Here is a 21,827-nt window from a genome sequence, read left to right on the forward strand (position 1 = left end):
TGAAACCTCGTGAAAGTCGGTTTGTCGGTACTAGGCCAGCGCCGCGAACGCATCGCGCAGCTGCCCCAGGGCCTGCTCCAGCTCCTGGCGCGAGGTGGCGAACGACAGGCGAATGTAGGGTTCGAGGCCAAAGGCCGAGCCCGGCACCGTGGCCACCTTGCCCACCCGCAGCAGGTAGCTGGCAAGGTCGGCGTCGGTTTCGATCACCTGCCCGTCCGGCGTACGCCTGCCGATGAACGCGGCGCACTGCGGGAAGGCATAGAACGCGCCCTCGGGCATCTGCAGGCTCAACCCCTCGATGGCCGCCAGGCCCTCGACCACCAGCGCCCCTCGGGCCTGGTACTCGCGATTGGCCTGGCGCACGAAATCCTGCGGGCCGTTGAGCGCCGCAGCAGCCGCCAGTTGCGAAATGGTCGACGGGCAGGTGGTGGTCTGCGACTGGGTCTTGTTCATTGCCACGATCAGCTCGCGTGGCCCGGCCGCATAGCCCAGGCGGTAGCCGGTCATGGCGTAGGCCTTGGACACGCCGTTGATCAGCAGGGTGCGCTCGCGCAGGTGCGGGCAGGCGCTGACGAACGACACGAACGGCTGCCTGCCCAGCACGATGTGCTCGTAGATCTCGTCGGAGATCACCAGCACCCGGGGGTGGCGCTCCAGCACGGCGCCCAGGGCCGCGAACTCTTCACGGCTGTAGATCGCCCCGCAGGGGTTGTTCGGCGAGTTCAGCATCAGCCAGCGGGTACGCGGGGTGATGGCGGCCTCAAGGCGCGCGGCATCCAGCTTGAAGCCGTGTTCGGCGCCGCACGGCACCACCTTCGGCACGCCGCCGTTGAGCATCGCCATGTCGGTGTACGACACCCAGTACGGCGCTGGCGTGAGTACTTCATCGCCCTGCTCCAGGGTGGCGAGAAACGCATTGAACAGCAGTTGCTTGGCGCCATTGCCCACGCAGATTTCGTCCAGTGCGTAGCGCAGGCCGTTTTCCCGCTCGAACTTGTCGACGATGGCCTGGCGCAGCACCTCCAGGCCATTGGGCGCGGTGTAGTGGTTGTTGCCCTCGAGCATCGCCTGGTGCGCGGCCTCGATCACGTGGGCCGGGGTGTTGAAGTCCGGTTCGCCCAGGCTCAGGTTGATCACCGGCTCGCCCTTGGCCAGCATCTGCTTGGCCAGCACCGATACCGCCATGCTCGGCGAGCTTTTCACCGCCCGCACACGGGCACTCTGAAAGTCCATGGGTCAGCCCTCCTGGCCGGGTTCGAAGGCGTAGTCGTCGCGTGCCTGGCTGGCACTGATGTAGCCAAAGCGCAGGTCGCGCGCCACCTCGTGGCGTGGCCGCTGGCGCGGGTCGCCGTAACCGCCGCCACCCGGCAGGCGCAGCACCAGGCGCCGATCGGCCGGCACGAACTGCTGGCCCTTGCCGCGCAGCAGGGTGCCGTCGTCCAGGCCCACGTAGCCCTGGGCCCCCTCCTTGCCCCCCTCGAGCCCACGCGCCGGGTACTGGATGCGGTCGAACATGGCGCTGAAGCGGAAGCTGTAGCCTTCGGCGGCCGACACCTCGATTTCCTGGCCCAGGCCGCCGCGCAGCAGGCCGGCACCGCCAGAGCCTTCGCGCAGTTCCTTGCGCCACACCACCACCGGGCCGGCCTGTTCGGTGGCTTCCACCGGCATGGTGTGCACGCCGCTGGGGAACGCGGTGGCGCTCAGGCCGTCCATGCCGGAGCGCGCGCCCATGCCGCCGCTGTTGAACATCAGCATCTCGGCGTTGCGCCCGGTCGGGTTGCTGTCCAGCGGACGCACGCTCAGGTGCAGGTTCCACAGTGCGCTGGCGCCCTCGGCCGGCACCTGGCCGGGCAGGCACTTGTGCAGCGCACCCAGCACCAGGTCGGGCACGAAGTGGCCCAGTACATGGCGTACCGATACCGGCGCCGGGTGCTTGGCATTGAGAATGCAGCCTTCGGGCGCAGTGACCGCAAAAGGCTCCAGCGAGGCGCTGTTGTTGGGGATCTCCGGCGCCACGATGCACTTGAGCCCGTAGCAGGCATAGGCCTTGGCGTAGCCCAGCGGCACGTTGATGCCGAACTGGCTCATGCCCGAGGTGCCGCTGAAGTCGGTGAGAATGCCGTCCGGACCCACCGTCAGGGTCACCGCCAGCGTCACCGGCACGTCGTAGCCGTCCAGGGTCATGCTGTTGTGGTAGGTGCCATGGGGCAGCGACTTGAAGCATTCCAGGGTGGCGCGGCGGCTGTGCTCCAGGATGAACCCGCCGATGTGCTCCAGGTCGTCCAGGGCAAACTCGTCGAGCATGCTCAGCAGGCGCTTGTGCCCGGTCTCGTTGCAGGCCGACAGTGCGTAGAAGTCGCCGACCACGCGGTCGTTCTCGCGCACGTTGTTGCGCAGGATGTTGATCAGGTCGCGGTTCACCTGGCCGCGCTCGAACAGCTTCATGATCGGGATGAACAGGCCTTCCTCGTACACCTCGCGGGCATCCGGGCCGAAACCGCGCCCGCCGATGTCCACCACGTGGGCGGTACTGGCGAAGTAGCCGATCAGCCGGCCCTTGTAGAACGAGGGCGAGACGATGGTGATGTCGTGCAGGTGCCCGGTGCCCTTCCACGGGTCGTTGGTGACGTACACGTCGCCTTCGAAGATGTTGTCCGGGCCGATGTCGTTGATGAAGTGCACCACCGCCTCGGCCATGGTGTTGACGTGGCCGGGGGTGCCGGTAACGGCCTGGGCCAGCATGTTGCCGGCGCGGTCGAACACCCCGGCCGAGAGGTCGCCGGCTTCGCGTACGCTGGTGGAGAACGCGGTGCGGATCAGGGTCAGGGCCTGTTCTTCGACCACCGACACCAGGCGGTTCCACATCACCTGCATTTGAATATCGATCATTGTTTCGCTCATGGGTTATCGCCTTCCAAACGAATGCGGCTTAGCGCCGGACGACCAGCAGGCAGCCGTCGGGCTGGACCGTGGCGGTGAACGAGGACGACACGAAGGTCGAGGTTTCGCGCTCGGCGATGATCGCCGGGCCATCGATGCGCGCACCGGCCTGCAGCGCTTCGCGCTGGTAGATGCCGGCATCGACGAAACCGCCGGCGACCACGTCGAACACCTGGCGACGCGCCACTTCGTGGGCGCGGTGCGAGGCCTTGACCTGGCTGGCCAGCGCCACGGGCGGCAAGGGCGAACTGGCCTTGACCGACCAGCTGACGATCTCCACGTCCGGGCCTTCGATCGGGCGGCCGAAGAACACCGTGTAGGCCGCCTCGAACAGCGTCTTGAACTGCGCCGTGTCGCTGTTGCTGAAAGCCTTGAACGGCAGGCTCACGGGGATCTCCCAGCCCTGGCCGACGTAGCGCATGAACGCGGTGCACTCCATCTCCGGCTCGCCCTCGGGCATGCCCTGGCGCAGGAAGCCCAGGGCCTCGGCCTTCATGTCGTCGATCAGTGCATTGACCTGCCCCGCCTCGAACTCGGCCAGGCGCACGAAGGCGCTGCGTACCGCTTCATAGCCGAACGGCGCACGCAGAAAACCGATGGCCGACCCCACCCCGGCGCCGGCCGGCACCAGAAAGCGCGACACACCCATCTTTTCGCACAGACGCGCAGCGTGCAGCGGGCCACCGCCACCAAAGGTGATCATGGTGTAGTCGGCAATGTCCTTGCCGCTCTCCACCGCGTGCACCCGGCCGGCGTTGGCCATGTTCTCGTCGACCACTTCGCAGATGCCGAAGGCGGCGGTGCGCGGGTCCATGCTCAGCGGCTGGCCGATCACCCGGTCCACCGCGCTGGCGGCGTTGTCGACCGACAGGCGCAGCGCGCCGCCGGCGAAATTGTCGGCATCCAGGCGGCCCAGCAGCAGGTTGGCATCGGTGATGGTCGGCTCAAGGCCACCGCGGTCATAGCAGGCCGGGCCCGGCTCGGACGCCGCGCTGTGCGGGCCCACACGAATCTGGCGCATGCTGTCGATGCTGGCGATGGAACCGCCGCCGGCGCCGATCTCGACCATCTCCACCACCGGGATGGAAATCGGCATGCCACTGCCCTTCTTGAAGCGGTAGGTGCGCGCCACTTCGAAGGTCTTGGCGGTCTTGGGCACCTGGTTCTCGATCAGGCAGATCTTGGCCGTGGTGCCGCCCATGTCGAACGACACCACCGCGTCGAGCGCGTATTTGCGTGCAATGTCGGCGGCGAAGATCGCCCCGCCCGCCGGGCCCGACTCCACCAGGCGCACCGGAAACTCGGCGGCGCTCTGCACCGAGATGATGCCGCCGCCGGAATGGATCATGAACACCGGGCAATCGGCGCCGGCGGCCTTGAGGGTGACCACCAGGCGGTCCAGGTACGACTTGATCAGGGGTTTGACGTAGGCGTTGGCGCACACGGTGTTGAAGCGTTCGAACTCGCGCATCTGCGGCGAGACTTCGCTGGAGATCGAAATCGACAGGTGTGGCAGGCGCGCCTGCAGGGCGTCGCGCAACAGGCGCTCGTGGGCACCATTGATGTAGCTGTGGATCAGGCCGATGGCCACGCTCTGGTAGTCGCCCTCGCCGATGCGCTGCACCAGCGCGTCGATATCGGCCTGTTGCGGGGCGATCAGCACGTTGCCGCGTACGTCCAGGCGCTCGCGCAGGGTGTAGCGGTGCTCGCGCTCGATCAGCGGCGGTGGCAGGGCAATGTTGATGTCGTACTGCTCGAAACGGTTTTCGGTGCGCATCTCCAGCGTGTCGCGAAAACCTTCGGTGGTGATGAACGCAGTGCGCGCGCCGCGGCGCTCGATCAGGGCGTTGGTGGCCAGGGTGGTGCCGTGGATCAGCTGCTCGATATCAGACAGCTTCAGGCCTGCCGCGTCGACGACCGCCTGCACACCCGTGAGGATCGCACGCTCGGGCAATGCGTAGTCCGTCAGAATCTTGGTCGAGTGCAACACCCCGCCGACATCCAGCGCGATATCCGTAAAGGTCCCACCTATGTCCACGCCGACTCGGCATGCTGTAGCAGTCATCGTCGTTCCCCTGAATTCTTGTGCTTGTCACACCCGACTGGTTGGCGGGCTTAATGTAAGTTATATGTTGTCTTACAGGTGGTCAAGCACTAACACCACGCTTTTCCACCCTCGCCCGGGCTGGCGTGCCGATGCGCCGCGCGCACCGGCACCGCCTGCCTCAGCCGAGCGTCTTGACCATCCGCGCGCCGCCCACGGCCTGGGCCGTGGGGAACACCTCCAGACGCGAAACATCCACCTGCTCGGGCAGGCGCAAGGCCGCCAGCAGAAGCTGGGCGATGTCCTCGGGCATGATCGAGGCGTAGCCGTCATACAGCTCGCTGCCCGCGGCCTGCATGCCCATGGCGGTACGGTACAGCTGGGTCTGCACGCGACCCGGGGCAATTTCGGTCACCCGCACCCCGCTGCCCAGCAGGTCGCAGCGCAGCGCGTCGCAGAACAGGCTGATGCCGGCCTTCGACGAACCATACACCGCCGCCCCGGGGTGCGGCGCACGCCCGGCACTCGAGCCGATGAAGAACAGGTGGCCATGGCCGCGCTGCACCATGCCCGGCAGCACCTGACGGGTCAGGTGCAGGGGCGCCTTGAGGTTGATGTCGAGCATGGTGTCGATCTCGGCCGGGTCCATGTCCTGGAACGCGGCGCGGCTCGACAGCACCCCGGCATTGTTGACCAGCACGTCCACCGGGTACTGGCTCAGCACCTGGGCAAAGGCGTCGGCCTGGCGCACGTCGGCCTCCACCGTCACCACGCCCTGCTCCTGGCCCAACGCCTGCAGCGCCTCACGGCTGCGGCCCACGGCAATCACCTGCAGGCCGGCATCGCGCAGGGCCAGCACGATGGCCTTGCCGATGCCGCTGGTGGCACCGGTCACCAGTGCACAGCGGTAGGAGGCCGGTAATGCGGCTGCTTCAGGCATAGATGTAACCCCCGCTGACAATCACGTTCTCACCCGTGGCATAGCTGTTGCGGCTGCTGCCCATCATCACGATCCATTCGGCGATCTCTGCAGGTTCCGCCGCGCGGCCCAGTGGGTTGGCGGCGGCCAGCTCGCCGAGAAAACCCAGCTGGCGGGCGCGCTCGGTGGCAAAGCCGGCCGGCGCCACCGAGTTGACCAGGATCTGGTCCTTGGCACAGGCCTGGGCGAAGGATTTGGTCAGGCTCACCACCGCCGCCTTGGTGGCGGCATAGTGGGCGTTCTGCGGGTGCGCCTTGAAGGCATCCACCGAGGTCACGTTGACGATGCGCCCGGTCACCTGCGGCGCCGCGACGAAGCCCTGCATGTGGCGCACGGCGGCGACCATCATGTGGTAGGTGCCCTTGATGTTGACCGCGTTTTCCAGGTCCCACTCTTCGTCGGTGATCTCGAAGATGTCCTGGCGCGGGTAGATCGCCGCGCTGTTGACCAGGCAGTGCACCCGCCCCAGCGCCTCGACGACCTGCCCGAAGGCTGCATGGGCGCTGGCCTGGCGCGAAATGTCCGCCGCCGCCGTGGCCACCTCGCAATCCAGGGCGCGCAAGGTGCTTGCCGCCTCGGCCATCAACTGCTCATTGCGATCGATCAAGCCGATTTTTCGTGCCCCACGCTTGACCATCAACCTGGCGGTCTCCAGGCCCAAACCCGAAGCCCCGCCAACGATTACGACCGTCTGACCTTCCATAACCACCTCCGCGCATTAGTCTTTACGTAAGATGCCTGTTGTCTTACATTTGGTCAAACCGAATTTGCCCCGCTCGATGCCCATACAGGACTGCGCCATGCCCGCTGCCGCTACTGCCTGCTCGCCCCGGGACCGCCTGCTCGACGCGGCCACCGAACTGTTCGCCACCCGCGGCTACCAGGCCATCGGCCTGCGCGACCTGGCCAGCCATCTGGGCCTGCGTGCCGGCTCGCTGTACCACCACATCGAGAACAAGCAGTGCCTGTTGTTCGAGCTGATCGAGTCGACCCTGGCCGACCTGGTGTTCGACACAAAACGCTGCATGAAAGGCGCCAGAACCCCCGAAGAACGCCTGCAGCGCTTCGTCCAGGCGTTTGTGCGGTTCAACCTGGCCCACGCCCATCGCGTGCAATTGGTGACTCGCGAGTACGTCAACCTGTCCCACGAACAGCAGTTGCAGATCGACGCGCTCAACCGCAGCCATGCGTCGATCCTGAGCGGCATCATTGCTAGCGAGTGTGCACGCGACGGGCGCCAGGGAGGCGCGATCGGCCTCGTCACCCATGCCGTCATCGGCATGCTGTACGGGCACGCGCAGTGGCGCGGGGTGCAGGTCAGCGAACAGGGCCTGACCCAGGCCCTGATCACCTTCGTCACGGGCATCATCGAAAGCGCCAAGAACAATTCCAACATGGCCTGATCTACATGCACCCACAGCGCAAGACCTTGCACAACGAGCTGCACGCCCGCCCCTCGCTGTACTTCGACGAGCCCGCCCACGTCTACCACCTGGCCTTTCTCAGCGACGACGCACGTTGCGAGGCGCTGCTGCTGCAGTGCCTGCCGGAGCCGGTGAGCCCCGGCGCCGTGCAGGGCATCACCCGACTGCAAGGCCACGCCCTGAAATGGGAACGGCACGCCGAGTTCGTCACCCTCACCCTGGTGGTCACCACCACCGAGCAGACGCCGGCCTGGCAGCCCCTGCCCGCGCTGCTGATGGACAGGGTCGATGCCTTTTTGCCGTACCTGATCAATGCCGTGCAGATCATGGTGCACAACGACGCGGCATTTGCCGGCGAGCTGTCGCGCTACGGTTTCAAGGACCCGTGCGGCTCGTGCATTGGCGGAGGCGATGCGCGGGTATGGAGCGATTTTCGCCTGGGCGAGGACGGCACCAACCGCTTCCTGTTCGTCAACAGGCGCCTCAATGCCTACCGCCAGGGCCGCATGATCCGGCGCCTGCTGGAGATCGAGACCTACCGCATGATGGCCTCGCTGTCGCTGGACACCGCCAAGGCCCTGAGCGTGGAGCTCAATGCCTACGACAGAACCCTGGTGAGCCTGTCCGAGCGCAACGCCGACCCGCAGCCGGGCAACGCCAAGGCACTGCTGGGCGACATTGCCGGGCTGTCGGCGCAGATGGTGCGCAGCACCGCGAAGACCCGCCACCGCTTCAGCGCCACCCAGGCCTATGCGCAACTGGTGTTCGAGCGCCTGGGCGAGCTGCGCGAAAGCCACCTGGGCGATTGCCAGCGGTTGGGTATCTTCATCGAACGGCGCTTCAAGCCCACGGTGCGCTACTGCGCCGTGACCGAACAGCGCCTGGACCAGCTGGCCAAGAGCGTGGCCAACCTGGGCGACCTGCTGCAGGCACGGGTGCAGGTGGAAATGGAGGAGCAGAACGCGGAGATCCTCAAGAGCCTGAGCACCCGCGCCGACACCCAGATCAAGATCCAGCGTGCAGTGGAAGGGTTGTCGATCATCGCCATCACCTACTACCTGCTCAACCTGTTCAAGCTGATCTATTCAGGCCTGACGGTGATGGGGCTGCAGGTCAGCGCACGGGACGCACTGCTGGGCATGGCGCCGCTGGCCATCGGCGTGCTGGGGTTGATTCTGGTGCGGGTGCGCAAGGTCAAGCACAACGATCACTAGCCCTGCGACCAGCGTTTGAACCTGCGTTGTTTAAACCGAGCGCCATGGCCTGCATGCCTTGGCGCCGCTGGCCCGGCAGCGAAACGCAACACGAACGGAAGCCGACCGCAATCAAGCAGTTTTTTGATAGTTGGGGAAGGTTGATACGAGAAAAATGGCAGGGGCGGCTGGATTCGAACCAACGCATGGCAGGATCAAAACCTGCTGCCTTACCGCTTGGCGACGCCCCTGTGATGCAACTGGAAGCCCATGAAAGGCCTCGGCAGGAATGAGCGGAAATTTACCAACTTTCGCTTCGCCAGGGAAGCCCCCAACGATAAAAAATAACGAAAAAACAGGTGGTTACCGCATGGCTTACGGCATATCCGGCTTTTGCGGCCCATTCACGCAGCCAAATCGCGTCTCCTTCGACGGGCCGTACCCATAAAAAGAGGTGTAGCACTTGCTGAAATGGCTGGGCGAAACAAAGCCGCACGCCAGGGCCACATCGATCAACGCCAGGTCCGAGTGCTGCAACAACCGGCGACTCTCGGTAATGCGCAACTCCAGGTAGTAACGGACCGGCGTGGTCCCCAGCTGCGACTGGAACAGCCGCTCGATCTGACGCCGGGACAACCCCACATACTGCGCCAACTGCACCTGGCTCAGCGGCTCTTCAAGGTTGGCCCCCATCAGCTTGATCGCCTCGCGCAGCGGCGCACTCATGTTCTGGTGCACGGTCGGCTGCACCCGGCGAAAGCGCGAGGCCTCGTAGGCCAGGATATCGACCACGGCATCCACCAGGCCACGCCCATGACGCTGGCCGATCCACTCCAGCACCATGTTGAACGCCCCCGCCGGGCTGCCCGCCGTCAGGCGGTCTCGGTCCACCGTGTAGCTCTCCCCTGTCACCTGGCTATGCCTGGCCAGCTCGGCCAGCGCCGCACGGTTCTCCGGGTGCACCGCACACTGGTAGCCATCGAGCAGGCCGGCCTGGGCCAGAAACCAGGCACCATTCCACAGCCCCGCCAACGCCACCCCCGCCTGCGCAGCCCGTTGCAGCAACAGCGCCAGCTCCGGCAGCGGGCGCAGCACGGTGCGCAGGCCACCGCACACCACCAGCAGGTCCAGGCCTTCGAGCGTCTTCAAACCCAGCGGCGCATCCGGGCAGATCACCAGCCCCAGGTCGCTGACCACCGAGGCACCGTCAAGGCTGAAGGTGGTGGTGGCGAAGGCGTCGGCCTGGATCAGGTTGGCGGTGACCAGGGTATCGAGCGCCTGGGTGAAGGCCGGCAACGAAAAATGTTCGAGCAGCACAAAGCCCACCCGCGCCCGGGGCCCGCTGCCGTGACCCTGCCCGCCTACAAAACGCAGGTTCGAGCCCTGCAGGGCACCGCTGAACTGCCGCCGTTGCACCACGTTCTGCCTCTTCTGGTTGTTCTGGTAAAGCGTGCAGCGCACGCCGGGTGGCACGGCAATATGCCTCCAAATGCCCCCGCCGCGATAGTCGTCGCCACGCTCGACAGTTGAAACTTTCTGCGCGCGCGCCCGGTCCAGACCTCTGACTATCACTTGTAAACGTGAGGGATCGAATGACGACGACAGTGGGCGACTTCCTGGTTGAGCGGCTGTATCAATGGGGCGTGCGACGTATCTACGGCTACCCCGGCGATGGCATCAACGGCGTGTTCGGCGCGCTCGACCGGGCCCGGGGCAAGATCGAATTCATCCAGGCGCGGCACGAGGAAATGGCCGCGTTCATGGCCGCAGCCCATGCCAAGTTCACCGGCGAGCTGGGGGTATGCATCGCCACCTCCGGCCCCGGCGCCTCGCACCTGCTCACCGGCCTCTACGATGCGCGCATGGACCACATGCCGGTGCTCGCCATCGTCGGCCAGCAGGCCCGCACCGCGCTGGGCGGCCATTACCAGCAGGAATTGGACCTGTTGTCGATGTTCAAGGACGTGGCCGGCGCCTTCGTGCAGCAGGCCTCCGAACCCTCCCAGGTACGCCACCTGATCGACCGTGCCGTGCGCACGGCGGTGGGCGAGCGCCGCGTCACGGCGGTGATCCTGCCCAACGACCTGCAGGATCTGCCCTATAAAGAACCCGCCCGTGCCCACGGCACCCTGCATTCGGGCGTCGGCTACAGCAAGCCCAGGGTGGTGCCCTACGAGGCCGACCTGCAGCGCGCCGCCGACATCCTCAATGCGGGCAAGAAGGTCGCCGTGCTGGTTGGTGCGGGCGCGCTGAACGCCACCGACGAGGTCATCGCCGTGGCCGAAAAACTCGGCGCCGGCGTGGCCAAGGCGCTGCTGGGCAAGGCCGCCCTGCCCGACGAACTGCCCTGGGTCACCGGCGCCATCGGCCTGCTCGGCACCGAGCCCAGCTACAAGCTGATGCAGGAGTGCGACACCCTGCTGATGATCGGCTCGGGCTTCCCCTACGCCGAGTTTCTGCCCAAGGAGGGCCAGGCCCGCGCGGTGCAGATCGACATCCAGCCCGACATGCTCAGCCTGCGCTACCCGATGGAGGTCAACCTGGTGGGCGATGCGGCCGAAACCCTGAGCGCCCTGCTGCCGCTGCTCGACAGCAAGACCAGCCGCAGCTGGCGCAAGAAGGTCGAAGGCTGGCGCGCCCGCTGGGACAAGACCCTGGAAAAACGCGCACTGGTCAGCGCCAACCCGATCAACCCGCAGCGGGTGGTGCACGAGCTGTCACCTCGGCTGCCCGACCAGGCCATCATCACCAGCGACTCGGGTTCGTGCGCCAACTGGTACGCCCGCGACCTGAAGATCCGCCGCGGCATGCAGTGCTCGCTGTCCGGCGGGCTGGCCTCGATGGGTGCGGCCGTGCCCTACGCCATCGCGGCCAAGTTCGCCCACCCCGAGCGCCCGGTGATCGCGCTGGTGGGCGACGGCGCCATGCAGATGAACAACATGGCCGAGCTGATCACCGTGGCCAAGTACTGGCGTCAGTGGCAGACCCCGAACTGGATCTGCGCGGTGTTCAACAACGAGGACCTCAACCAGGTCACCTGGGAGCAGCGGGTAATGGAGGGCGACCCCAAGTTCGAGGCGTCGCAGAACATTCCCGACGTGCCCTACCACCTGTTTGCCATCTCCATCGGGCTCAAGGGCATTTTCGTCGAGCGTGAAGAAGACGTTGCCGCCGCCTGGGAGCAGGCCCTGGCCAGCGACTGCCCGGTGCTGATCGAGTTCAAGACCGACCCCAACGTGGCGCCCCTGCCGCCGCACATCACCGTGCAACAGGCGAAGAACTTCGCCACCACCCTGCTCAAGGGCGACCCCGACGAAGCCGGCGTGATCACCCAGACCGCCAAGCAGGTGCTCAGCGCGGTGCTGCCCAAGCGCAAGCGCTGATTGCATGCCCACGCCGCTTCGCTGAGGCGGCGTGGGCGTGGGCAGTGTGCCTTCATCCAAACTGCATGATCCGGTGGCCGTTTCGGGCAATTTGCAAGCCTGACGCTGCCCATGCGCTGGCGACGCCGTTGATTCAGCGAGGTTTTTCCAGCGGTGCAGGCTGGCACCGTTGATGCAACGACTACCGAGGCGAACACGCCACCGTACCCGCCACCGGAGATCACCATGAATGCCATTGAACTGCTCGAAGCCGATCACAAGCGCGTAAAGGCCCTGTTGGCAAAACTGAGCGCATCCACCGAGCGCGGCGTCAAGACGCGCACCCAGCTGCTTGCCGAACTGGAGATGGAAATCACCGTGCACACCGAGATCGAGGAGCAGATCCTCTACCCGGCGTTCAAGCAGGCCGGCGGCAAGGAACAGGACGTGATGTACTACGAGGCCAAGGAAGAGCACCGCACCGTCGACTCCCTGGTGCTGCCCGACCTCAAGACCACCGACCCGTCGACCCCGGAGTTCACCGGCCGCGTGAAGGTGGTGAAAGAGCTGCTCGAACACCATATCGAGGAAGAAGAGTCCGAGATGTTCCCGCAGGCTCGCAAGCTGCTGAAAAAAGCCGAACTCGAGGCCCTTGGCGAACAGATGCAGGCGTTCAAGGCCAACTACATGAAGGCCCTCAAGAATACCACCAGCCACTGAGCCCTTCCCCAGGCCCGCCGCCGGGCGGGCCCGCCCCACCTTTGGTCGTGCCCTTGGCAGTCACCTGTCACTTGCCTTGAACTCTGCCGCCACGCCCACCGTCATCCGCCTGAGAGTCCGTAAAACAGTGCTTGGCAATCAGCGCAGTGTGCCCGGCGTTTATCCGAACGTAAGGGAGAACCACAATGAACGGGACTGATCAGTCGGCCCACGGCGACGCCTCGCAGTCGCCCCAGGGCACCCCGCAGGAACACCTGCACACCCTGGCCGAAGACGCCGGGGCATTGCTCGACGACGCCAGGGAACACGGCGCCAGACAGTACGAGCAGTATCGCGACCTGGCCGCCGAACAGCTCGACTCGCTGGTCGAAGGCGCCAAGTCGGCAGCCTCGGCCCTTGAAGGCAAGGATTCCCTCGGGCTGGCCCAGTACATGGCGCAACTGGCCAGCGGGCTGGGCGATTTTGCCGACCAGGTCCGCGACAACAGCATCGAGGACCTGGTGCACAAGGGCGCGCAACTGGCCCGCGACAACCCCACGCTGTTCCTGGCCGGCAGCGTCGCCATCGGCTTTGGCCTGTCGCGCTTTCTGCGCGCCAGCAGCAGCCACCCGACCGCGTCGGGCACCCCCACGCAGGCCTACGGTGCCAGCGCGCCCTACCAGAGCTCGGTACCGCCGCTGCGCGACAACCCCGTGCCCGCCGACCCGCTGGGCCGCACCCTGGCCGATGGCCCCAACACCCAGGACAGCTTCAAGGGAGGTGTGTGATGGAACGCGACCCACTCGATACCCTGCCCCCCGCGCCACCGGGCGAGCACGACAACACCAGCATCGGCAGCCTGCTGCGCCAGCTCACCCGTGAAGTGCCCGAGCTGTTCACCAAGGAGCTGGCACTGGCCAAGGCCGAACTGCAACGCAGCCTGACCACCCTCAAGGCCGGTACAGCCGCCGTGGCCGGCGGCGCCATGGTGCTGCTGGCGGGCCTGATCATCCTGCTGATGGCGGCGGTGTACGGCCTGGCCTACGTGGTCGCGCCCTGGCTGGCGGCGCTGATCGTGGGCGCGGTGACCCTGGTCATCGGCTTCATGATGCTGCAGGCCGGCAAGAAGCAGTTCGACCCGTCCAACCTCACCCCTGACCGCACCCTGCATGCCCTGCAACAGGACAAGGACGCACTGAAGAGGAAAGTCTCATGAGCACCTCATTCGAAGCCGAATCGCACAAGAGCCCGGAAACCCTGGAGCAGGAGATCGACGCCAAGCGCGCCAGCATCAGCCACCTGGTGGACTCGCTGGAACACCGCCTCACCCCCGGCCAGCTGATCGACCAGGGCATGGCGTACTTCAAGGGCAACGGTGGCGAATTCTTCCAGAACCTGGGCACCACCCTGAAGCACAACCCGGTGCCCACCGTGCTCACCGGCGTGGGCCTGGCGTGGCTGGCGCTGAACCAGAACCGCCCCTTCTCACCCGGCTCGCCGACCTTTGGCGGCAGCGGCCTGGCCGACACGCTGGGCGACGCTGCCAGCGGCATCAAGGGCGCCATGGCCCAGGCCGGCGAGCACCTGCACCACGCCTCGGACGTGGCCCACGACAAGGCGCGCGACGCCGGCGACAGCCTGGGCAGCTCGGCCGACAAGGTGCGCCAGGCCGCGCACCACGCCAGCGACCGGGTGCAGGCCCAGGCCGCGCAGCTCAAGGGCCAGTTCGACCACCTGCTCAAGGACCAGCCGCTGGTGCTGGCCGCCATCGGCATCGCCCTCGGCGCGGCCCTGGGCGCGGCATTGCCCGGCACGCGCAAGGAGGACGAACTGATGGGCGAAACCCGCGATGCCCTGGCCGACAAGGTGACCCGCACCGGCAAGGCGCTGTACGCCGACGCCACCGAGGCCGTGCACAACGCCGACGCCAGCGCGCCGGCAGCTGCCGCGCAGGCCCCCCGCGAGGGGCCTGCCGACCTGTCCGACGGCCTGGGCTTCAGGCCCTGAGTGTCGCCCCGGCGCCCTGTGCGCCGGGGCGCGCCCCTCTGTGTTGCACCTACCTACGCGAAGCTGGAGAGACCATGAGAGCACTCACCTACCACGGCGCCCACGACGTCAGGGTCGATACCGTAATCGACCCCATTCTGGAAGAACCCGACGACCTGATCCTGCGGGTGACCGCCACCGCCATCTGCGGCTCGGACCTGCACCTGTACCGCGGCAAGATCCCGGCGGTCGAAGACGGCGATATCTTCGGTCACGAGTTCATGGGCGTGGTCGAGGAAGTCGGCACCGGGGTGACCGCGGTGCAGCCGGGCGATCGCGTGGTGATCCCGTTCGTGATTGCCTGCGGCAGCTGTTTCTTCTGCCAGCAGGACCTGTTTGCCGCGTGCGAGACCACCAATACCGGGCGCGGCGCGATCATCAACAAGAAGCTCATCCCCTCTGGCGCAGCGCTGTTCGGCTACAGCCACCTGTACGGTGGCGTACCCGGCGGCCAGGCCGAGTACGTGCGCGTACCCAAGGCCAACACCGGTCCGTTCCGCGTGCCGGGCACGCTGAGCGACGAGAAGGTGCTGTTTCTGTCCGACATCCTGCCCACGGCCTTCCAGGCGGTGAAGAACACCGAGATCGGCCAGGGTTCGAGCCTCGCCATCTACGGCGCGGGGCCGGTCGGGCTGCTGTGCGCGGCGGTGGCGCGGATGCTCGGCGCCGAACGCATCTTCATGGTCGACCACCACCCCTACCGGCTGGCCTATGCGCAGCAGGCGTATGGCGTGATCCCGATCAATTTCGACGATGACGACGACCCGGCCGATACCATCATCCGCCAGACCCCGGGCATGCGCGGGGTGGATGGTGTGGTCGATGCGGTGGGCTTCGAGGCCAAGGGCAGCACCACCGAAACCGTGCTGGCCGCGCTCAAGCTCGAGGGCAGCAGCGGCAAGGCCTTGCGCCAGTGCATCGCGGCAGCCCGGCGCGGCGGTGTGGTCAGTGTGCCGGGGGTGTATTCGGGGTTCATCCACGGCTTCCTGTTCGGCGATGCGTTCGACAAGGGCCTGACCTTTCGCATGGGCCAGACCCACGTGCAGCGCTACCTGCCCGAACTGCTGGGCTACATCGAAACCGGCGCGCTCACGCCGGAAACCATCATCACCCACCGCCTGTCGCTGGAGCAGGCGGCCGAGGGCTACAGGATCTTCGACAAGAAGGAGCAGGAGTGCCGCAAGGTCATCCTCACGCCTGGCGACAGCAGCATCGAGTTGCCGATGGCCATCGTCGACGACGGCGTGGTGGCCTGAGCCCGTGACGCTGGCCGGCAGCCTCGCCGGTCAGCGTCGGGTGGGTTCAGTGGTGGGCGTGCAGCGCTTCGATCAGCTGCGCCTTGGTCATGCTCGAGCGCCCCTTGATGTCCTTGCTGCGCGCCTCCTTGAGCAGGCTTTGCTTGGTCTGGCTGGCCAACGAGGTGATGGAGGTGCGCGCGTGGCCGGCGCGGGTGCTGGCGGCGCGTTTGGCCGAGTCGGAGGCAGCGGCGTGCTTTTCGCCGGCCGGGGTGCTGCGACCTGAGCCGCCCTTTTTCTCGCCCCCGCCAGATTGCTTGTTCACCGTGGCCCAGGCACGCGCCTCGGCCTCGGCTTTGGGCGTGCCTTTTTGCTCGTAGCTTTCTTCGATGTGCTGCGCCTTGCGTTTCTGCTCGGCGGTGTACTTGGCTTTGCTTCCCTGGGGCATGGTGCTCACCCTCGATCCGGTTGAATGCGGGCCCGTGTCACGGGCCATTCAGGGGGTTTGAGGGCGCGCGTGCGCCAGGGTGCGATTGGGTGGATGAATGGCAGAGGAGCGAAGACCACCGGCCTCTTCGCTGGCACGCCAGCGAACGAGCGCGAAGCGCTCGCCACCTGTCCTACTGGGTAGCCCCGGCCATCTGCCCCGCCGGCTCATCCGCCCCGCCGATCGGCGCCTTGAGCAACAGGAAGTACGCCAGCGCCGAGCACAGCGCCACCACCGCACTGATCATGAACGCGGTATTGAACGAGCCCGAATACTGGATGCTGAACCCGGTCACGATCGGCGCCACGGACCCTGCAATGTAGCCGCCAAAGTTCTGGATCGAACCAAACGAGGCCACCCGCGGGCTGTCGACGATGGTGTTGACGATCATCCACGCCGTGGCACTGGCCATGTTGATGCTGAACAGCGCCAGGCACAGCAGTATCACGCACCCGGTCAACCCGCTCACATATGACAGCGGCAAGGTGAACAGCGCCGCCAGCACCAGCCCGGTGATCACGCTGAACTTGCGGCTGGCCAGCACGCTCATGCCACGCCGTACCAGCAGGTCGCAGAACCGCCCCGCCACGATGGTGCCCACCGCGCCGAAACCATAGGCCAGCGATACCACCCACGCGGTGTCGTACAGGTTCAGCCCATGCTCGCGCTCGAAGTAGCCTGGCAGCCAGGTCAGGTGCAGCCACAGCATGTAGATCACGCCCATGAAGCCCAGCACCGCGCCCCAGGTGCTGCGATGCTTGAACAGGTCGAGCCAGCCGGCAAAATACGACGCCTTGGGCGCCTGCACCGCGTCAGCCCGCGGCGCCGGCTGTTCGCTTGGCAGCGCCTGGCCCTGCGCCGCCAGTTCCGCCAGATACCTGGCCTTGCTCTTGTAGAACGTCAACCAGCACAGCGCCAGCACGATGCCGATCACGCCGGTGATGATGAACATCCCGCGCCAGCCGAAGTTGACCATGAACAGCGTCAGCAACGGTGGCGCCAGGCACGGCCCAAGGCAGGTCGACGACCACACGATGCCGGTCGGCGTGCCCCGCTCGTTGGCGTCGAACCATTCCGACAGCGCCTTGGCCGCCGAGGGGAACATCGGCGCCTCGCCGATCCCCAGCAGCACCCGCAGGCCCATGAAGCCGCCAAAGCTGTTGACCAGCCCGCACAGCGACTGCGCCACCGACCAGGCCAGCAACGAGGCGCCCAGGGCGATCTTGCTGCCTAGGCGGTCGATGATCAGGCCCAGTGGCAACTGCGCAAAGGCATAGGCCACGGAGAAGGCCGACAGCAGGATGCCCATCTGCGAAGGGCTGATGAGCATGTCGCGCTGGATCGAGGTGTTGGCAATCGACAGCGCGCTGCGGTCCAGGTAGTTGACGATGCCGATCAACAGCAGAAACACGACGGTGATGCGTTGGTACTTCTTCAGTGCGTTCATCTGATGGCCTTTATTATTGTTGTTGCAGCGTCAAACGCCGAGGCGATCCTTCATCCACACGTCATCCCTGGAATACGCACGCCCGCTCAGGGCTGGCGTGCAGTCACTGCCACCTCCAGCAAGCCACGACGGCTCAGGCTTTCGATCAGCGCACGCAGGCCGAATGCCCATTGTGGCGCCTGGTCGCTGGTGGTCACGCGGTTGCACAGGCTGCCCAGCAGCGGGTTGCTGATGGTGACCACATCGCCCAGCTTGTGGGTGAAACCGCTGCCGGGCTGGTCACGGTCCTGCTTGGGCGCGAACAGGGTACCCAGAAACAGCACCAGGCCGTCGGGGTACTGGTGGTTCTCGTTGAGGGTCTGCTGCACCAGGTCGACCGGGTCGCGGCTGATCTGGCGCATCGAGCTGCGCCCCTGCAGCACGAAGCCATCCCGGCCTTCGACGCGCAGGTCGACTTCGGCGGCGCGCACGTCCTCCAGGCTGACGGTCTCGTCGAACAGGCGCAGCAGCGGGCCGAGGGCGGTCGAGGCGTTGTTGTCCTTGGCCTTGGACAGCAGCAGCGCGCTGCGCCCCTCGCAGTCGCGCAGGTTCACGTCGTTGCCCAGCATGGCGCCGTGGATGGTGCCGTTGCTCGACACCGCCAGCACCACCTCGGGCTCGGGGTTGTTCCAGCTGGACTTGGGGTGCAGGCCGATATCGGCGCCGTGGCCGACCGCCGACAACGGCTGGGCCTTGGTGAACACTTCGGCGTCCGGGCCGATGCCCACTTCCAGGTACTGCGACCACATGCCCTGCTCCACCAGCAGCACGCGCAGTTCTTCGGCCTGGGCCGAGCCGGGCACGATACGCGACAGGTCGGCGCCGATGCGGCTGACCAGGGTGTCGCGAATCGCGTCGGCCTTGGCCGGGTCGCCCTTGGCCTGCTCTTCGACCACACGCTCCAGCAGGCTGGCGGCGAAGGTCACGCCGGCGGCCTTGACCGCCTGCAGGTCGATGGGGGCCAGCAACCATGGCAGGCGCGCATCGCGCTGCTGCGGGTCGCTGTTGGCCAGCAGCGCGGGCAGCTCGATCAACGCCTCGCCCAGCGGCAGTGCGCGCAGGTAGGCGGCCGGGTCGGGTTGTTCGAGCAGGGCCGAGACGGTGGCCACATGGGCACTGATGTCATGCACCGCGCCCGCCCTGACCAGCACCACGGCCGGGCCCTGCTCGGGCAGCCACACCCGCCCTACCCAGCTGCCGGTGGCGAACACGGCGAGATCGTTGCTCAGTGCGAGAGGCGCGTGCGCCTGGTTCTGGTTGGTCATGTGTGCACTCTTGTTGTGGTGGTCGGTCATTGCGGGAGCGGCGCCAGTTGCAACTGCGCAGCGGTCTGGTTCAGCGCATCGAGCACCGCCGGCGACAGGCCCAGGCCTTCGCGCAACGCCTGCTCGCGCAGTTTCAGCCCGGCCTGGCCCGGCAGGCGCACCGGGCGCTGCGGGTCGAGCGGACGGCTGGCCAGCACCAACTGGCCAAGGAAGCTGCTCTCGGCGGTAAAGGCCTCAAGCCCGCCGAAGAAGCGCGGGTCGATCACCACTGCGGTGGCCGAGGCGCCCCACTGCTGCGGCGCGTCCTTGCGCCCGTGCCCGGCCAGGCCCGAGGTCAGCGCCTCGACCAGCAGGGCCAGGGCAAAGCCCTTGTGCCCGAAGGCCTGCCCGCCCAATGGCAGCAGGCTGCCCTGGGGCGTGGTGAAGAAGTCGCGCGGGTCGTTGCTCGGCGTGCCGTCGTTACTCATCAGCACGGCGTGGGGCAAGGTGGTGCCGGCATCGCGGCACTGGCCCACCAGGCCCAGGGTGACGCTGGACATGCTCACATCCAGCAGGATCGGCTCGCCCTGGGTCGGGATACCCGCGGCAATCGGGTTGGGGGTGTAGACCGGGTCGATGCCGCCCTGGGCGCACACCAGCCCCACCGACGGGTCGGAGGAATACAGCAGGGCCACCAGGCCACGGTCGGTGTAGGGCTTGAGGTAGGCCGCCAGGCAGCCGATGTGCGAGGCACGGCGCACCACCGAGATGCCGATACCCTGCGCCTGGGCACCCTGCGCGGCGCATGCCAGGGCACGCTCCACGCAGTACGGGCCCAGCACGTAGTGGCCGTCGAACAGCGTGGCGATGCCGCTGCCCTGCAGGTGTTCGAGGTCGGCGGCACGTGCCTTGACCTCACCGCGCTGTACGCCACCGACATAGCGGCTGACCAGGTTCAGGCCGTGGGTGCGGTGCCCCAGCAGCGCGCCCTCGAGCAGCACGCGGGTCACCACCCGGGCCACCTCGGCGTCGGCCCCGGCACCCTCGAACAACTGTTCGACGAACCGGGTCAGCGTGGCCGTGTCGTAGCGCCGGGCTTCAGACATCGCTCAGGCCCTGGCGGCTGTACTGGCCATCGACCAGGCGCTGGATACCCAGCGGGTTGGCGTCCTTCAGGGCGTCCGGCAACAGCGCGTCGGGCACGTTCTGGTAGCACACCGGGCGCAGGAAACGGTCGATGGCCAGGGTGCCGACCGAGGTGCCGCGGGCATCGGAGGTGGCCGGGTACGGGCCGCCGTGCACCATCGCGTCACACACCTCCACACCGGTGGGGTAGCCGTTGACCAGCACGCGGCCGACCTTGTCTTCGAGCACGCCGAACAGCTGGGCGAAGGCCGGCAGGTCGTCACCGTCGGCCAGTAGCGTGGCGGTGAGCTGGCCCCGCAGGGCGCTGACGGCGCGCAGCAGCTCGGCGTCGTCGGCCACCTGGATCACGATGGTGCAGGGGCCGAACACCTCTTCCTGCAGCAGTTCGTCGTGTTCCAGCAGCAGGCTGACATCGGCGCCGAACAGCTGCGGCTGGGCCTGGTTGCCGGCTTGTGCCTGGCCGCTCAGGTGCTGGATGCCGGGGTGCGCCAGCAGTGCCTGCAGGCCCTTGCCATAGCTGGCCAGGGTGCCGGCGTTGAGCATGGTCTGCGGCGCCTGTTCGGCCAGGTGGCCGCCCAGTTGCTCGATGAAGGTGGTGAAGGCCGGCGAACGGATGCCCAGCACCAGGCCCGGGTTGGTACAGAACTGGCCACAGCCCTGCACCACCGAGGCGGCCAGTTCCCTGGCCATCTGCGCACCACGGCTGGCCAGTGCCTGCGGCAGCGCCAGTACCGGGTTGATGCTCGACATCTCGGCAAATACCGGGATCGGCTGCGGCCGCGCCGCCGCCATGTCGCACAGGGCACGGCCGCCCTTGAGCGAACCGGTGAAGCCCACGGCCTGGATGCCGGGGTGCTTGACCAGCGCCTCGCCCACACCGCCACCGAAGATCATGTTGAACACGCCGGCCGGCATGCCGGTTTTGTCGGCGGCACGCAGCAGTGCTTCAGCCACGCGCTCGGCAGTGGCCATGTGGCCACTGTGGGCCTTGAACACCACCGGGCAACCGGCTGCCAGCGCTGCGGCGGTGTCGCCGCCAGCGGTGGAGAATGCCAGCGGGAAGTTGCTGGCGCCGAACACCGCCACCGGGCCCACGCCGATGCGGTACTGGCGCAGGTCCGGACGTGGCAGCGGCGTGCGCTCGGGCAGCGCCTGGTCGATGCGCGCACCGTAGAAGTCGCCACGGCGCAGCACCTTGGCGAACAGGCGCATCTGGCCGCTGGTGCGACCGCGCTCCCCCTGGATGCGTGCGCTTGGCAGCGCGGTTTCGCGGCAGGTCAGCGCCACGAAGTCCTCGCCCAGGGCGTCGAGTTCATCGGCAATGGCGTCGAGAAATTCGGCCCGGCGCACGGCCGGCAGGCTGCGAAACAACGGGAAGGCCGCGCTGGCACCGGCAACGGCGCTGTCGACTTCGCCCAGGGTGGCCTGGTGGAAACCGCCCGGCAGGCGTTCGCCGGTGTGGGCGTCGACGCTGTAGACCAGGGTGTCGCCCAGGGCGCTGCGCTGGCCTGCGATGAAGTTGTGTCCGGAAAAGCTCATGTG

The 21,827-nt window shown here is 66.9% G+C and carries 19 protein-coding genes and 1 tRNA gene; 8 read left to right on the forward strand and 12 right to left on the reverse strand.

Translation table 11 applies throughout. The features are described from left to right. Window positions 1–30 precede the first annotated feature (30 nt). From MF6396_RS17785 to MF6396_RS17805, 5 genes are all read right to left on the reverse strand, one after another. Window positions 31–1,233: an aminotransferase class I/II-fold pyridoxal phosphate-dependent enzyme gene (locus MF6396_RS17785; RefSeq protein WP_043864052.1), complete on the reverse strand. Its 1,203-nt coding sequence runs from the start codon at window positions 1,231–1,233 to the stop codon at window positions 31–33. 3 nt (window positions 1,234–1,236) lie between these two features. Next, window positions 1,237–2,889 carry a hydantoinase B/oxoprolinase family protein gene (locus tag MF6396_RS17790; RefSeq protein ID WP_236171901.1) on the reverse strand — a complete coding sequence of 551 codons (1,653 nt, stop codon included), beginning with the start codon at window positions 2,887–2,889 and terminating at the stop codon, window positions 1,237–1,239. A gap of 40 nt (window positions 2,890–2,929) precedes the next feature. Then, window positions 2,930–5,005 carry a hydantoinase/oxoprolinase family protein gene (locus MF6396_RS17795; RefSeq protein ID WP_078481153.1) on the reverse strand — a complete coding sequence of 692 codons (2,076 nt, stop codon included), beginning with the start codon at window positions 5,003–5,005 and terminating at the stop codon, window positions 2,930–2,932. A gap of 160 nt (window positions 5,006–5,165) precedes the next feature. Then, window positions 5,166–5,924 (reverse strand): SDR family oxidoreductase, encoded by a 759-nt coding sequence (locus tag MF6396_RS17800; RefSeq protein ID WP_078481155.1) that lies wholly within the window; start codon window positions 5,922–5,924, stop codon window positions 5,166–5,168. After that, the gene (locus MF6396_RS17805) at window positions 5,917–6,666 is read right to left on the reverse strand and encodes an SDR family NAD(P)-dependent oxidoreductase (protein ID WP_043864056.1); all 750 of its coding nucleotides are present in this window, start codon (window positions 6,664–6,666) and stop codon (window positions 5,917–5,919) included. The genes MF6396_RS17800 and MF6396_RS17805 overlap by 8 nt, the downstream gene beginning before the upstream one ends. 97 nt (window positions 6,667–6,763) lie before the next feature. Between MF6396_RS17805 and MF6396_RS17810 the strand changes: the two genes are divergently transcribed. Continuing rightward, window positions 6,764–7,366, forward strand: coding sequence for a TetR/AcrR family transcriptional regulator (locus MF6396_RS17810; protein ID WP_054914335.1), 603 nt, complete (start codon window positions 6,764–6,766; stop codon window positions 7,364–7,366). A gap of 5 nt (window positions 7,367–7,371) precedes the next feature. Then, a complete protein-coding gene (locus MF6396_RS17815) occupies window positions 7,372–8,601 on the forward strand; it encodes a DUF3422 domain-containing protein (protein WP_078481156.1) in 1,230 nt (409 codons plus the stop codon). 155 nt (window positions 8,602–8,756) lie between these two features. Here MF6396_RS17815 and MF6396_RS17820 read toward each other — a convergent pair. After that, a tRNA-Gln gene (locus MF6396_RS17820) sits at window positions 8,757–8,831 on the reverse strand. Window positions 8,832–8,955: 124 nt separating this feature from the next. Then, complete coding sequence (locus MF6396_RS17825; RefSeq protein WP_229590272.1) at window positions 8,956–9,996, reverse strand: GlxA family transcriptional regulator; 1,041 nt, start codon at window positions 9,994–9,996, stop codon at window positions 8,956–8,958. 176 nt (window positions 9,997–10,172) lie between these two features. On the opposite strand from MF6396_RS17825, the gene MF6396_RS17830 reads away from it, so the two are divergent. The 6 genes from MF6396_RS17830 to MF6396_RS17855 all read left to right on the forward strand — a co-directional run bounded on the left by MF6396_RS17830 (window position 10,173) and on the right by MF6396_RS17855 (window position 15,943). After that, window positions 10,173–11,963 carry a thiamine pyrophosphate-requiring protein gene (locus MF6396_RS17830; protein WP_054914333.1) on the forward strand — a complete coding sequence of 597 codons (1,791 nt, stop codon included), beginning with the start codon at window positions 10,173–10,175 and terminating at the stop codon, window positions 11,961–11,963. Between the two features lie 225 nt (window positions 11,964–12,188). Further along, a complete protein-coding gene (locus MF6396_RS17835) occupies window positions 12,189–12,662 on the forward strand; it encodes a hemerythrin domain-containing protein (protein WP_043864060.1) in 474 nt (157 codons plus the stop codon). Between the two features lie 185 nt (window positions 12,663–12,847). Continuing rightward, window positions 12,848–13,429, forward strand: coding sequence for a hypothetical protein (locus MF6396_RS17840; RefSeq protein ID WP_102063817.1), 582 nt, complete (start codon window positions 12,848–12,850; stop codon window positions 13,427–13,429). Next, on the forward strand, window positions 13,429–13,857 hold the full coding sequence (locus MF6396_RS17845) for a phage holin family protein (protein ID WP_078481157.1): 429 nt from the start codon (window positions 13,429–13,431) through the stop codon (window positions 13,855–13,857). The genes MF6396_RS17840 and MF6396_RS17845 overlap by 1 nt, the downstream gene beginning before the upstream one ends. Continuing rightward, the gene (locus tag MF6396_RS17850) at window positions 13,854–14,648 is read left to right on the forward strand and encodes a DUF3618 domain-containing protein (protein WP_078481159.1); all 795 of its coding nucleotides are present in this window, start codon (window positions 13,854–13,856) and stop codon (window positions 14,646–14,648) included. The genes MF6396_RS17845 and MF6396_RS17850 overlap by 4 nt, the downstream gene beginning before the upstream one ends. 74 nt (window positions 14,649–14,722) lie before the next feature. After that, window positions 14,723–15,943 carry a zinc-dependent alcohol dehydrogenase gene (locus MF6396_RS17855; protein ID WP_078481160.1) on the forward strand — a complete coding sequence of 407 codons (1,221 nt, stop codon included), beginning with the start codon at window positions 14,723–14,725 and terminating at the stop codon, window positions 15,941–15,943. Window positions 15,944–15,989: 46 nt separating this feature from the next. Here MF6396_RS17855 and MF6396_RS17860 read toward each other — a convergent pair whose 3' ends face one another. From MF6396_RS17860 to MF6396_RS17880, 5 genes are all read right to left on the reverse strand, one after another. Beyond that, complete coding sequence (locus tag MF6396_RS17860) at window positions 15,990–16,370, reverse strand: termination factor Rho (RefSeq protein WP_078481185.1); 381 nt, start codon at window positions 16,368–16,370, stop codon at window positions 15,990–15,992. 172 nt (window positions 16,371–16,542) lie between these two features. Beyond that, window positions 16,543–17,856: an MFS transporter gene (locus MF6396_RS17865; protein WP_054914329.1), complete on the reverse strand. Its 1,314-nt coding sequence runs from the start codon at window positions 17,854–17,856 to the stop codon at window positions 16,543–16,545. An 86-nt stretch (window positions 17,857–17,942) separates the two neighbouring features. Beyond that, window positions 17,943–19,160, reverse strand: coding sequence for a fumarylacetoacetate hydrolase family protein (locus tag MF6396_RS17870; protein ID WP_078481186.1), 1,218 nt, complete (start codon window positions 19,158–19,160; stop codon window positions 17,943–17,945). Between the two features lie 26 nt (window positions 19,161–19,186). Continuing rightward, the gene (locus tag MF6396_RS17875; protein ID WP_078481161.1) at window positions 19,187–20,245 is read right to left on the reverse strand and encodes an Ldh family oxidoreductase; all 1,059 of its coding nucleotides are present in this window, start codon (window positions 20,243–20,245) and stop codon (window positions 19,187–19,189) included. Beyond that, window positions 20,238–21,824, reverse strand: coding sequence for an aldehyde dehydrogenase (NADP(+)) (locus MF6396_RS17880; RefSeq protein ID WP_078481187.1), 1,587 nt, complete (start codon window positions 21,822–21,824; stop codon window positions 20,238–20,240). The genes MF6396_RS17875 and MF6396_RS17880 overlap by 8 nt, the downstream gene beginning before the upstream one ends. Window positions 21,825–21,827 lie beyond the last annotated feature (3 nt).

The sequence above is a fragment of the Pseudomonas sp. MF6396 genome (genome assembly GCF_002018915.1).
GTDB classification, from domain to species: domain Bacteria; phylum Pseudomonadota; class Gammaproteobacteria; order Pseudomonadales; family Pseudomonadaceae; genus Aquipseudomonas; species Aquipseudomonas palmensis.

Coding starts and splice junctions, on each gene's coding strand:
- MF6396_RS17835 (WP_043864060.1), top strand. CDS start 12,189: ATGAATGCCATTGAACTGCTCGAAGCCGATCACAAGCGCGTAAAGGCC.
- MF6396_RS17880 (WP_078481187.1), bottom strand. CDS start 21,824: ATGAGCTTTTCCGGACACAACTTCATCGCAGGCCAGCGCAGCGCCCTG.
- MF6396_RS17855 (WP_078481160.1), top strand. CDS start 14,723: ATGAGAGCACTCACCTACCACGGCGCCCACGACGTCAGGGTCGATACC.
- MF6396_RS17805 (WP_043864056.1), bottom strand. CDS start 6,666: ATGGAAGGTCAGACGGTCGTAATCGTTGGCGGGGCTTCGGGTTTGGGC.
- MF6396_RS17860 (WP_078481185.1), bottom strand. CDS start 16,370: ATGCCCCAGGGAAGCAAAGCCAAGTACACCGCCGAGCAGAAACGCAAG.
- MF6396_RS17870 (WP_078481186.1), bottom strand. CDS start 19,160: ATGACCAACCAGAACCAGGCGCACGCGCCTCTCGCACTGAGCAACGAT.
- MF6396_RS17875 (WP_078481161.1), bottom strand. CDS start 20,245: ATGTCTGAAGCCCGGCGCTACGACACGGCCACGCTGACCCGGTTCGTC.
- MF6396_RS17790 (WP_236171901.1), bottom strand. CDS start 2,889: ATGATCGATATTCAAATGCAGGTGATGTGGAACCGCCTGGTGTCGGTG.
- MF6396_RS17850 (WP_078481159.1), top strand. CDS start 13,854: ATGAGCACCTCATTCGAAGCCGAATCGCACAAGAGCCCGGAAACCCTG.
- MF6396_RS17865 (WP_054914329.1), bottom strand. CDS start 17,856: ATGAACGCACTGAAGAAGTACCAACGCATCACCGTCGTGTTTCTGCTG.
- MF6396_RS17800 (WP_078481155.1), bottom strand. CDS start 5,924: ATGCCTGAAGCAGCCGCATTACCGGCCTCCTACCGCTGTGCACTGGTG.
- MF6396_RS17845 (WP_078481157.1), top strand. CDS start 13,429: ATGGAACGCGACCCACTCGATACCCTGCCCCCCGCGCCACCGGGCGAG.
- MF6396_RS17815 (WP_078481156.1), top strand. CDS start 7,372: ATGCACCCACAGCGCAAGACCTTGCACAACGAGCTGCACGCCCGCCCC.
- MF6396_RS17795 (WP_078481153.1), bottom strand. CDS start 5,005: ATGACTGCTACAGCATGCCGAGTCGGCGTGGACATAGGTGGGACCTTT.
- MF6396_RS17840 (WP_102063817.1), top strand. CDS start 12,848: ATGAACGGGACTGATCAGTCGGCCCACGGCGACGCCTCGCAGTCGCCC.
- MF6396_RS17810 (WP_054914335.1), top strand. CDS start 6,764: ATGCCCGCTGCCGCTACTGCCTGCTCGCCCCGGGACCGCCTGCTCGAC.
- MF6396_RS17785 (WP_043864052.1), bottom strand. CDS start 1,233: ATGGACTTTCAGAGTGCCCGTGTGCGGGCGGTGAAAAGCTCGCCGAGC.
- MF6396_RS17830 (WP_054914333.1), top strand. CDS start 10,173: ATGACGACGACAGTGGGCGACTTCCTGGTTGAGCGGCTGTATCAATGG.